Below are 9137 nucleotides of genomic sequence, written 5' to 3'. Positions count from 1 at the left end.
CCTTTTTTCAATCGCCAAAAAAGGAACCAAAAACGCTTGCCCCATCATCCGGCCCCGGCTTCGCCGGGGTTCCCTCACTCCATCGTTGCTCTGGGGGCCGGCGCGATGGGCCATCCATGGCCTGGCGCGCCTCTCGCGGCATCCATGCCGCTCGTCCCCCGGCGCAACGACTGCGTTCGGCCTCCTGGAGGGGCGTTGGCGGCTGCCCCAACTTTCTTCGTCCAGCGCATCGCCATGTGGTGCGCACGGGCCTTCGTAGGATGGTGTAGAGCGAAGCGAAACCCATGCGGTGGAGCTGGCACGAACCCTTGGACGCCCGGAAAGCACCGTGCTTGAGCGCTTGCATCAAAACCACAACAGCTAACGCAGACAGAGCCAATGAATTCGCCCCTACAGAGGGAGCGCTGCGACAACTCGCCGCTTGACCTTGCCCTCGTGTCAAGGTCGATCCTGTGGGCAACCAAGGAGGAATTGCCCATGAATCCATCCGTTTCGTTCGACCTGCCGATTGCCGGGATGACCTGCGCCAGCTGCGCCGGACGCGTGGAGCGTGCCCTGGCCAAGGTGCCTGGGGTGAAGGCCGCCAGCGTCAACCTGGCTACCGAGCGCGCCCGTATAGAAGCGCCGGACGACAGCCTGCCGGCCCTGCGCGCGGCGGTGGAAGGTGCCGGCTACGCAGTGCCCGGCCAGCGCCTGGAACTCGCCATCGACGGCATGACCTGCGCCAGCTGCGTGGGCCGTGTGGAACGCGCCCTGGCCAAGGTGCCGGGGGTGGGCGAGGTCACGGTGAACCTGGCCACCGAGCGCGCCCACCTGCTGTTGCTCGGCGAAGTGGAGCGCAGCACGCTGCTGCAGGCCGTGGAGCGGGCCGGCTACCACGCCCGCGCCCTGGATGCCGCCACACCGCCCAGCGACGACACCGCCAGTCGCCTGCGCCGCGAACGCTGGGCGCTGTGCATCGCCCTGGCCCTGGCGCTGCCCCTGGTGCTGCCGATGCTGCTGGAACCCTTCGGCCTGCACTGGATACTGCCGGCCTGGGCGCAGTTCGCCCTGGCCACCCCGGTGCAATTCATCCTCGGTGCGCGCTTCTACCGCGCCGCCTGGAAGGCCGTGCGCGCCGGTACCGGCAACATGGACCTGCTGGTGGCCATCGGCACCAGCGCCGGCTACGGCCTGAGCCTCTACCAATGGGCCACCGCCCACCCCGGCCACACGCCGCACCTGTACTTCGAAGCCTCGGCGGTGGTCATCGCCCTGGTGCTGCTGGGCAAGTACCTGGAAAGCCGCGCCAAGCGCCAGACCAGCGCCGCCATCCGCGCCCTCGAAGCGCTGCGCCCGGAACGGGCCATCCGCCTGCGCGACGGCCGCGAGGAAGAGGTGGACATCGCCGAACTGCGCCTGGGCGACGAGGTACTGGTGAAGCCCGGTGAGCGCTTCCCGGTGGACGGCGAGGTGCTGGAAGGCCAGAGCCACGCCGACGAAGCCCTGATCAGCGGTGAAAGCCTGCCGGTGCCCAAGCGCCCCGGCGACAGCGTCACCGGTGGCGCCATCAACGGCGAAGGTCGCCTGCGGGTGCGCACCAGCGCCATCGGCGGCGAGACCGTGCTGGCACGCATCATCCGCCTGGTGGAAGACGCCCAGGCGGCCAAGGCACCGATCCAGAAACTGGTGGACCGGGTCAGCCAGGTATTCGTCCCGGCGGTGCTGCTGATCGCCCTGGCCACCCTCGGCGGCTGGCTGCTGGCCGGCGCGCCCCTGGAAACCGCACTGATCAACGCCGTTGCCGTGCTGGTGATCGCCTGCCCCTGCGCCCTCGGCCTGGCCACGCCGACGGCGATCATGGCCGGCACCGGCGTCGCCGCCCGCCACGGCATCCTGATCAAGGACGCCGAAGCCCTGGAGGTCGCCCACGCGGTCACAGCCGTGGCCTTCGACAAGACCGGCACCCTCACCTCCGGCACCCCGCGCATCACCAACCTGAGCGCCGCCGATGGCGACGAAGCCAGCCTGCTGGCGCTGGCCGGCGCCCTGCAGCGCGGCAGCGAGCACCCGCTGGCCAAGGCCGTGCTCGACGCCTGCAGCGAGCGTGCCCTGACGGTGCCCCAGGTCGCGGACAGCCAATCCCTCACCGGGCGCGGTATCCAGGGTGTGGTGGACGGGCGCCTGCTGGCCCTGGGCAACCGTCGCCTGCTGGACGAAAGCACGCTCGACGGCGGTGCCCTGCTGGCCTCCGCCGAGGCCTGGGAGGCCCAGGGCCGCACCCTGTCCTGGCTGCTGGAGCTGCAGCCCCAGGAACGGGTGATCGGCCTGTTCGCCTTCGGCGACAGCCTCAAGGACGGTGCCCGTGAAGCCGTGCAGGCCCTGCGCGAGCGCCATGTCGCCAGCCACCTGATCACCGGCGACAACCGTGGCAGCGCCCGGGTGGTGGCCGAGGCACTGGGCATCGACGACGTGCACGCCGAAGTGCTGCCGGCAGACAAGGCCGCCGAGGTGGCACGGCTCAAGGCCGGTGGCGCGGTGGTGGCGATGGTCGGCGACGGCATCAACGACGCTCCGGCCCTCGCGGCAGCGGACGTCGGCATCGCCATGGGTGGCGGCACGGACGTGGCCATGCATGCCGCCGGCATCACCCTGATGCGCGGCGACCCGCGCCTGGTGCCCGCTGCCCTGGAGATCGCCCGGCGCACCTATGGCAAGATCCGCCAGAACCTGTTCTGGGCCTTCATCTACAACCTGGTGGGCATCCCCCTCGCCGCCGCCGGCATGCTCAACCCGGTGGTCGCCGGCGCCGCGATGGCACTCTCCAGCGTCAGCGTGGTGAGCAACGCCCTGCTGCTGAAGACCTGGAAGCCGGCCGGGGACGAACCCAAGGAAGACTGACGCCAGGACGTTGTTCTGGCAGGGGCGGATTCATTCACCAAGCGCCCCCCACGGGCGCCCGGACACCTCAACCCGAGAGGACAGATGCATGAACATCGGCCAGGCCGCGAAGAAGAGCGGGCTCACCGCGAAGATGATCCGCTACTACGAATCCATCGGCCTGCTGCCCGAGGCCGGGCGCAGCGACAGCGGCTACCGGCAGTACAGCCAGCAGGACCTGCACAGCCTGGCCTTCATCCGCCGCTCGCGGGACCTGGGCTTCTCCCTGGAGGAGGTCGGCAAGCTGCTGCAGCTATGGCAGGACCGCGGCCGCGCCAGCGCCGACGTCAAGGCACTGGCCCGCGACCATATCGCAGAACTTAACCGCAAGATCGCCGAGCTGGCGGGGCTGCGCGACACCCTGCAGGAACTGGTGGACCACTGCCAAGGCGATCACCGCCCCGACTGCCCGATCCTCAAGGACCTGGAGTCGGGCGGCTGCTGCCACTGACCAGGCGGCCCAGCAGCCCCTTGGGCAGCACGGTGATCGCCAGGCCGACGAAGACGATGACGCAGGCCAGCCAGCCCGCCGGGCTCAGCGCCTCGTCCAGCAGCAGCCAGCCGGACAGCAGCCCGGAGATGGGCACCGCCAGGGCGAAGGGGGTGACCAGGCTCGCCGGGTGGCGGCTGAGCAGGAAGCTCCAGATGGCGAAGCCCAGGGTGGTGGCGCCGAAGGCCACGAACAGCAGCGAGCCGTAGCCCACCAGGGTGGCGTGCTCGAAGGACGCGGCCATCGCCTGCGGCCCCTCGAACACCCAGGACAGCGCCAGCAACGGCAGCGGCGGCACCAGGCTCACCCAGCAGATAAGCCGCAGCATGTCGGTGGCACCCGCACGCTTGGTGGCGATGTTGGCGAAGGCCCAGGCCAGGGCCGCCACCAGCACCAGCGCGAAGGCCAGCAGGCTGTCGCCCATGGGCCGCTCCAGGCCGATCAGCACCAGCCCGGACGCCGCCAGCGCCAGGCCCAGCACCCCGCGCCGGCTGGGCCGCTCACCCAGCAAAAGGGCGGCGATGAGGATGGTGAAGAACACCTGGCTCTGCAGCACCAGGGAGGTGAGCCCTGCGGGCATGCCGATCTTCATGCCGATGAACAGCACGCCGAACTTGAACACCCCCAGCAGCAGGCCGATCTGCACGATGCGCCACAGCGGTGCCGGCATCGGCCCGCGCAGGAACAGCAGCGGCGTGGCCGCCAGGGCGAAGCGCAGGGCGCAGAACAGCAGCGGCGGGAACTCCGCCAGGCCGAGCTTGATGATCACGAAGTTGACACCCCAGACCAGGGTCACCAACAGGGCGAGAAGGATGTGCGGCAAGGGCATGGCGGGCACTCGTATAGCGGGCTGGCCACGCTAGCAGGTCATCGGCCGCTTGTATGGATACAGATGCCCGCTAATGGCGGGATACAGGCCGCGCCGGCGCAACTCGGGCGCCCATGAAAAAGCCCCCGGAGGCGCATCTACCTGGGTAGACGCCCCGCCGGGGGCTTTCCGGGAACCGGTGCGGGCGCGATCAGCCCTGGGATTGCAGGTAGTTCTGCAGGCCCACGCGGTCGATCAGGCCCAGCTGCTGTTCCAGCCAGTAGGCGTGGTCTTCCTCGGTGTCCTGCAGCTGCAGGGCGAGGATGTCGCGGCTGATGTAGTCCTTGTGTTTCTCGCACAGGGTGATGCCCTTGCTCAGGGCGGCACGCACGTCGTACTCGAGCTGGAGGTCGGCGCGCAGCATCTCCGGCACCGTGGCGCCCGGGTGGATCGGCTTGGGCGACATGTCCGGGGTGCTTTCGAGGAAGAGGATGCGCTTGAGCAGGGCATCGGCGTGCTCGGTCTCTTCTTCCATCTCGTGGTTGATCCGGTCGAAGAGCTTGGTGAAGCCCCAGTCGGCGTACATGCGCGAGTGCAGGAAGTACTGGTCGCGAGCGGCCAGTTCGCCCCGCAGCAGGTCCTTGAGGTATTCGACTACTTCGGCTTGCCCTTGCATTCGTGTGTTCTCCCCTGCAAACGCGGTGATTCGAGCGCGTAATGGTCCTGCGCGGATCGGCCCCGGTCAAGCGAGCCGATGCCGCAGCCTCAATTCTGCATCCAGGGCGGGGGCGGCGGCTCGTCGCGGGCCTTGTCCTCGTCCTCGTTGAGCAGCGCCTGGCGCCGCGCTTCCTCGGCCAGGGCGGCCTTGATCTCGCGCATCACCGCGTCGACGTCGGCGGCGTCCTCCGGCTCGTCGAACTGGCCGGTGAGCGGTGTTTCCGGAGTCAGCTTGCCGTCCTCGTAGAGCGCCCACATTTCCTTGGCATAGCGCGTGTAGAGCAATTCCGGGGCGAACTGCCCGAAATACGCGGCCATGTTGCCGACATCACGCTCCAGCATGCGGAACGCGTGGTTGTTGCCGGCGGCATCCACCGCCTGCGGCAGGTCGATGATCACCGGGCCGTAGGGGTCGAGCAGGACGTTGAATTCGGAGAGGTCGCCGTGGACCAGGCCGGCGCAGAGCATCTTGACGATCTCGCCGATCATGAAGCCGTGGAATTCGCGGGCATCCTCGGGCGTCAGGTCGACGTCATTGAGGCGCGGCGCGGCATCGCCGTAGCCATCGGTGACCAGCTCCATCAACAGCACGCCATCGAGGAAGTCATAGGGCTTGGGCACGCGCACGCCGGCAGCGGCCAGGCGGAACAAGGCCGCGACCTCGGCGTTCTGCCAGTTCTCTTCCTGTTCCTTGCGCCCGTACTTGGAGCCCTTGGCCATAGCCCGGGCGTCGCGGCTGTTACGCACCTTGCGCCCTTCCTGGTACTCGGCGGCCTGGCGGAAACCGCGCTTGTTGGCCTCCTTGTAGACCTTCGCGCAACGCAACTCGCTGCCACAACGCACAACGTAGACCGACGCTTCCTTACCACTCATCAGGGGCCTGACCACTTCGTCGACCAGGCCGTCTTCCACCAAAGGTTCAATGCGTTTTGGAGTCTTCATGCTGCTTTGTAGCCAATCCTCTGTTTACGGGCGGACATCGTCCGACTTTATACGGCATGCGCGCCCCCGCGACTATCCGCCGCGCTGCAGACTGTGGCGCAGCGCATCCATGGCATAGCGCACCTTGGCCGGCTGGGCATCGCGGCGCGGGGTGACGATGTAGATGCCGACGGGGTCGGTGCGCCAATCCGGCAGCACCCGCAGCAGGCGACCGCTGGTCAGTTCGTCGCGCACTTCCGGCTCCGGCTGCAGCGACAGGCCGAAGCCGGCCAGGGTGAAGCTGCGGGTGGAGAGGATGTTGTTGCACACCACCCGGCTCTCGATGCGCAGGCGCTGCACCTCGCCGCCCGGCCCGTGCAGGGTCACCGGGCCCTGTGGGCGGTCGCTGCCCAGGCTCACCCAATCCAGTGCCAGCAGTTGCTCGGGGCGGGTAACGCCGGGGTGGCGGGCCAGGTAGGCCGGCGCGCAGCAGAGCAGCATCGGCCAATCACCGATATGCCGCGCCACCAGGCTGGAGTCCTCCAGCTTGCCGACACGCACCGCCATGTCGATGCGCTGCTCCACCAGGTCGATCTGCTCGTCATGGAAGAACAGGCGCAGGCTCAGCCCGGGGTGCGCCTCCAGCAACGGTGCCAGGGCGTCGGTCATGAAGCGCCCGGAGAAACCCACCGGGGCGGCGATGCGCAACTCCCCCACCGGCGCATCGCGCAGCTCGGCCAGGCGCTGCTCGGCCTGCTGCGCCAGCTCCAGCACCTGCGCGCAGCTGCGGTAGAACAGGCTGCCGGCCTCGGTCAGGGTGAGCTTGCGGGTGGTGCGGTGGAGCAGGCTGACCCGGGTCGACTCCTCCAGCTTGCGGATCTGCTGGCTGACCGCCGAGGCGCTCATGCCCAGGGCTTCCCCGGCCGCCACCATCGAGCCTTTCTCCACCACCGTGGCGAACACCGCCATGCGCTTGAGCTGCTCCATTCGTAAGCACCGCTTAATTGTGAAAGCGCTTTCTGCCACTTTTTCCGTCGATTATCCAGCAGCGATGATGCAGCACCTCGAATCACTCACCCAACTCCAGGAGAACACCATGAAGATCGCCCTTATCGGTGCCAGCGGTTTCGTCGGTTCCGCCGTACTCGCCGAAGCCCTGCAACGCGGCCACCAGGTCACCGCCCTGGTACGCCACCCGGAAAAGCTCGCCGCCCACGAAAACCTGAAAGCGCTGCAGGCCGACATCCATGATGCCGCCGCCACCGCGTCGCAACTGGCCGGGCATGACGCCGTCGTCCACGCCTTCAACCCCGGCTGGGGCCGCGAGGACATCCGCGAGCAGTTCATCGCCGGCACCCGCTCGATCTTCGCCGCCACCAATCAGTCCGGCGTCCGCCGCCTGCTGGTGGTCGGCGGTGCCGGCAGCCTCTACGTCGCCCCCGGCGTGCAGCTGATCGACACCCCGCACTTCCCCGCTGAATACAAGGAAGGCGCCGAAGGCGCGCGCCAGGCACTGAATCTGATCCAGGCCGAAACCGCCCTGGACTGGAGCTTCATCTCGCCGCCCGCGCTGCTGCAGCCCGGTGAACGCACCGGCCGCTTCCGTATCGGCGGCAACGAACTGCTGATGGACGGTGACCACCCGGCCAGCGTCTCGGTGGCCGACCTGGCTGTGGCCATCGTCGACGAGCTGGAAAACCCGCAGCACATCCGCCAGCGCTTCACCGTCGGCTACTGATTCCGACGCAGGGTGGGCCCGCCTCCGACGGCCCACCGCATCCCCTTATCCACAAGGAGCAGCCCATGAGCCTCACCGCCTCCGCGCACGTCGCCACCGACACCCCGGCGCGCTACATCAGCCGCCTGTGCAAACACTTCGCCCACCGCATCCCGGTCAGCTTCGACGAGCACCAGGGACGCATCGAGTTCGACTTCGGCATCGGCCTGCTGCACGCCGAAGCCGGCGGCCTGACCCTCAAGGTCGAAGCCGCCGACACGGCGAACCTGGAAAAGATGAAGGACGTGATCGCCAGCCACTTCGAACGCTTCGCCTGGCAGGAGGCGCTGCAGCTCGACTGGCGCTGAGACTCACTCTGGCAACGTCAGCTCGATGCTCTCGGCAATGGAGTCTTCCAGGCGCTGCAGTTCGCCGTCGATGGCGGCGCGGCTGTCGGCGTGGCGCTGGGCGATGAGGGCGAAGCCGTCGGCCACTTCGAGGAAGGCCATCACCACCAGCGGGTCGAACTCGCTGCCGCTGCCGGCGCTGATGCGCATCACCGCTGCGTCGCCGCTCAGGCTGCCGCGATAGGGGTGGTAGCCGGTGAGCCCGTCGTAGTGGTCCACCACCGCCATCAGGCGCGCCGCGAGGGGTATCTGGTCGCCGCGCAGGCCCTGTGGATAACCCGAGCCGTCCCAGCGCTCGTGGTGCCCGTACTGGATTTCCTTGGCGTAGCCGAGAAAGCTCTGCTCGCTGCCGCCCAGCCGCGCTTCGGCGCGCTCCAGGGCTTCGCGACCGAGTCGGGTGTGGCTCTGCATCAGGCGCAGGTCGTCGCCTTCCAGTTGCCCGGGGTTAAGCAGCACGCGATCGGGCAGCGCCACCTTGCCGATGTCGTGCAGCAAGGCCGATTTCGCCATCAGGTTGATGCGCTCCTCGGTCAGTTCCTCGGCCATGCCCGGCTGCTGCCGCGCCAACGCCGTGCCCAGCAGGCGCATGTACAGCTCGATGCGCACCAGGTGGTTGCCGTCGGGGTTGTCGCGCATGTCGGCGAGGCCCGCCAGGGCTTCGATGGTGGCGTCGTGCAGGTGCTGGATCTCGCGGGTGCGGCGGCGCACCTCCAGCTCCAGGTATTCGCTCTTGTCGCGCAGGAAGTCGGCCGTGGCCTTGAGCTGCAGCTGCGCCTGCACCCGCGCCAGGACGATGGGTGGGCTGATGGGCTTGGTGATGTAGTCCACCGCGCCCAGGTCGAAGCCCTTCTGCTCGTCGGCCATCTCGCTGCGGGCGGTGAGGAAGATCACCGGGATATCACGGGTGGCGACATCGGCCTTGAGCCGCGCGCAGACTTCGTAGCCGTCCATCTCCGGCATCATCACATCGAGCAGGATCAGGTCCGGGCGCATGTGCCCGGCGGCGATCTTCAATGCCTTGGCACCGCTGCCGGCCACCTTGACCCGGTAGCGGTCCATCAGCAGCTCGCTCATCAGCTCGAGGTTGTCCGGGGTGTCGTCCACCACCAGGATCACCTCGCGCTCCGATCTGTCCAGCATGCCGACCATCTGCCGCAC

The 9137-nt window shown here is 68.3% G+C and carries 9 protein-coding genes; 4 read left to right on the top strand and 5 right to left on the bottom strand.

Annotated elements, in window-relative coordinates:
• Positions 1 to 477: 477 nt before the first annotated feature.
• On the top strand, positions 478 to 2880 hold the full coding sequence (locus OEJ36_RS29505) for a heavy metal translocating P-type ATPase (protein ID WP_263404525.1): 2403 nt from the start codon (positions 478 to 480) through the stop codon (positions 2878 to 2880).
• Between the two features lie 88 nt (positions 2881 to 2968).
• Positions 2969 to 3370 (top strand): Cu(I)-responsive transcriptional regulator, encoded by a 402-nt coding sequence (cueR, locus tag OEJ36_RS29500; protein WP_263404524.1) that lies wholly within the window; start codon positions 2969 to 2971, stop codon positions 3368 to 3370.
• On the opposite strand, the gene OEJ36_RS29495 is transcribed toward cueR, so the two are convergent.
• From OEJ36_RS29495 to OEJ36_RS29480, 4 genes are all read right to left on the bottom strand, one after another.
• Positions 3336 to 4238: an EamA family transporter gene (locus OEJ36_RS29495; protein ID WP_263404523.1), complete on the bottom strand. Its 903-nt coding sequence runs from the start codon at positions 4236 to 4238 to the stop codon at positions 3336 to 3338. The genes cueR and OEJ36_RS29495 overlap by 35 nt on opposite strands.
• A gap of 190 nt (positions 4239 to 4428) precedes the next feature.
• A complete protein-coding gene (bfr, locus tag OEJ36_RS29490) occupies positions 4429 to 4893 on the bottom strand; it encodes a bacterioferritin (protein WP_021219731.1) in 465 nt (154 codons plus the stop codon).
• 89 nt (positions 4894 to 4982) lie between these two features.
• The gene (locus OEJ36_RS29485; protein WP_184492026.1) at positions 4983 to 5876 is read right to left on the bottom strand and encodes a PA4780 family RIO1-like protein kinase; all 894 of its coding nucleotides are present in this window, start codon (positions 5874 to 5876) and stop codon (positions 4983 to 4985) included.
• 72 nt (positions 5877 to 5948) lie between these two features.
• Positions 5949 to 6842: a LysR family transcriptional regulator gene (locus OEJ36_RS29480; protein WP_184492027.1), complete on the bottom strand. Its 894-nt coding sequence runs from the start codon at positions 6840 to 6842 to the stop codon at positions 5949 to 5951.
• Positions 6843 to 6951: 109 nt separating this feature from the next.
• Here OEJ36_RS29480 and OEJ36_RS29475 point away from each other — a divergent pair, with 109 nt between their 5' ends.
• Together OEJ36_RS29475 and OEJ36_RS29470 are read left to right on the top strand one after the other, a co-directional pair.
• Positions 6952 to 7593 (top strand): NAD(P)-dependent oxidoreductase, encoded by a 642-nt coding sequence (locus OEJ36_RS29475; protein ID WP_263404522.1) that lies wholly within the window; start codon positions 6952 to 6954, stop codon positions 7591 to 7593.
• A 65-nt stretch (positions 7594 to 7658) separates the two neighbouring features.
• The gene (locus OEJ36_RS29470) at positions 7659 to 7940 is read left to right on the top strand and encodes a DUF2218 domain-containing protein (protein WP_263404521.1); all 282 of its coding nucleotides are present in this window, start codon (positions 7659 to 7661) and stop codon (positions 7938 to 7940) included.
• Between the two features lie 3 nt (positions 7941 to 7943).
• Here the strand turns inward: OEJ36_RS29470 and OEJ36_RS29465 are convergent, their stop codons facing one another.
• Positions 7944 to 9128 carry a two-component system response regulator gene (locus OEJ36_RS29465; RefSeq protein ID WP_263404520.1) on the bottom strand — a complete coding sequence of 395 codons (1185 nt, stop codon included), beginning with the start codon at positions 9126 to 9128 and terminating at the stop codon, positions 7944 to 7946.
• Positions 9129 to 9137 lie beyond the last annotated feature (9 nt).

The sequence above is a fragment of the Pseudomonas sp. PDM13 genome, from assembly GCF_025685765.1.
Classification (GTDB): Bacteria; Pseudomonadota; Gammaproteobacteria; order Pseudomonadales; family Pseudomonadaceae; genus Metapseudomonas; species Metapseudomonas solani.
Note: the sequence above shows the minus strand (reverse complement) of the source record. Positions and strands in the feature narration are given on the sequence as shown.

Excerpts from the sequence above, each read along its gene's own strand:
- OEJ36_RS29485 (WP_184492026.1), bottom strand. The coding sequence starts at position 5,876 with ATGAAGACTCCAAAACGCATTGAACCTTTGGTGGAAGACGGCCTGGTC.
- OEJ36_RS29475 (WP_263404522.1), top strand. The coding sequence starts at position 6,952 with ATGAAGATCGCCCTTATCGGTGCCAGCGGTTTCGTCGGTTCCGCCGTA.
- OEJ36_RS29505 (WP_263404525.1), top strand. The coding sequence starts at position 478 with ATGAATCCATCCGTTTCGTTCGACCTGCCGATTGCCGGGATGACCTGC.
- OEJ36_RS29495 (WP_263404523.1), bottom strand. The coding sequence starts at position 4,238 with ATGCCCTTGCCGCACATCCTTCTCGCCCTGTTGGTGACCCTGGTCTGG.
- OEJ36_RS29465 (WP_263404520.1), bottom strand. The coding sequence starts at position 9,128 with ATGGTCGGCATGCTGGACAGATCGGAGCGCGAGGTGATCCTGGTGGTG.
- OEJ36_RS29470 (WP_263404521.1), top strand. The coding sequence starts at position 7,659 with ATGAGCCTCACCGCCTCCGCGCACGTCGCCACCGACACCCCGGCGCGC.
- OEJ36_RS29480 (WP_184492027.1), bottom strand. The coding sequence starts at position 6,842 with ATGGAGCAGCTCAAGCGCATGGCGGTGTTCGCCACGGTGGTGGAGAAA.
- bfr (WP_021219731.1), bottom strand. The coding sequence starts at position 4,893 with ATGCAAGGGCAAGCCGAAGTAGTCGAATACCTCAAGGACCTGCTGCGG.
- cueR (WP_263404524.1), top strand. The coding sequence starts at position 2,969 with ATGAACATCGGCCAGGCCGCGAAGAAGAGCGGGCTCACCGCGAAGATG.